The organism is Nguyenibacter vanlangensis (assembly GCF_013376155.1).
Lineage (GTDB): Bacteria > Pseudomonadota > Alphaproteobacteria > Acetobacterales > Acetobacteraceae > Gluconacetobacter > Gluconacetobacter vanlangensis.
In genome coordinates this window covers 1-1,393 of record NZ_JABXXP010000713.1, presented here as the reverse complement: position 1 = coordinate 1,393, position 1,393 = coordinate 1, and the positions used below count along the sequence as shown (strand labels likewise).

Here is a 1,393-nt window from a genome sequence, read left to right as displayed (position 1 = left end):
CCCCCCGCCGACCCGCGCCCCGCATGCCGCACCCTGCGCCGGCAGATGGCGGTGCTGGACGACTGGATCGCCCAGCGGCAGGACGAGGGCGTACCCTTCGTGCTGATGGGCGATTTCAACCGCGACCTGACGCCGCGCGATCCCTATTTCCGCGCCTGGCAGGGGGACGGCCCGCTGACCCTGGCCACCGCCTTGCATGCCAGCCCCTGCTGGGGCGGGGCCTATTTCATCGATCATGTGCTGCTGGGCAATCGCGGCCGCGACTGGCTGGTCGCCGACAGCCTGCGGGTGCTGACTTACGACCAGCAGGACCCTGCCTGGGCGGCCCGGCTGTCCGATCATTGCCCGGTATCCGTCCGCCTGCGGATGCCGTAGCATTTACGGGCTAGAGCATTTCCGCTGAACACCGGTTCAGCGGAAATGCTCTATGTTGTTATTTTATCGAGCATCTTCACCCGTTCAAACGATTCCGTTTGAACGGGATCTGCTCTAATTGGCTGCGAAAGGACAGGTGCGATGGAACAACGCTCTCTCGGCCGCTCGGGCCTGCGCGTCTCCGCCGTCGGGCTGGGCTGCAACAATCTGGGCGGACGGATCGGGCTGGAGGAATCCCGCGCCGTCGTCCACCAGGCGCTGGACAGCGGGATCACGCTGTTCGACGTCGCCGACGTCTATGGCCGGCGCGAGGCCCATTACGGCGCGTCCGAGGAAACGCTGGGGGCGCTTCTGGGCGCGCGGCGCGACGACATCGTGCTGGCGACCAAGTTCGGCATGCCGATGGACGCCGAGGGCCGCAGCCAGGGGGCCTCGCGCCGCTATATCCGCACCGCCGTCGAGGCCAGCCTGCGGCGCCTGCGCACCGACCGCATCGATCTGTACCAGATCCACACCCCCGACCCCGCCACCCCGATCGAGGAAACGCTGCGGGCGCTGGACGACCTGATCCGCGACGGCAAGGTGCTATATGCGGGCTGCTCCAATTTCCCGGCATGGCAGGTGGCCGATGCGCATCACGTGGCGCGCGCCGCCGGGCTGAACGGCCTGGTCTCGTGCCAGGACGAATTGTCGCTGCTGGCCCGCGGCGCGGAACGCGACCTGATCCCGGCCATGCGCCGCTACGGCCTGGGGCTGCTGCCCTATTTCCCGCTGGCCAGCGGCGTGCTGACGGGCAAATATCGCCGCGACACGCCCTTGCCGGCGGGCAGCCGCCTGACGGCATGGACACATCTGCGCGACCGCTACCTGACCGACGCCAACTGGGCCCTGCTGGACCGGCTGGAGGCCGTGGCGCGCGATTTCGGCCGCACGCTGACCGAACTGGCCTTCGGCTGGCTGCTGGCGCAGGACGTGGTGGCCTCGGTCATCGCCGGCGCGACCCGGCCCGAGCAGGTCG

At 68.9% G+C, this 1,393-nt stretch carries 2 protein-coding genes; both read left to right on the top strand.

Going from position 1 to position 1,393, the window contains the following annotated elements:
• A partial coding sequence (locus tag HUK84_RS18320) for an endonuclease/exonuclease/phosphatase family protein (RefSeq protein ID WP_176641513.1) occupies positions 1 to 375 on the top strand: 375 nt, incomplete at its 5' end.
• A gap of 141 nt (positions 376 to 516) precedes the next feature.
• Positions 517 to 1,393: aldo/keto reductase (locus tag HUK84_RS18315; protein ID WP_176641512.1), on the top strand; the 877-nt coding region annotated here is incomplete at its 3' end.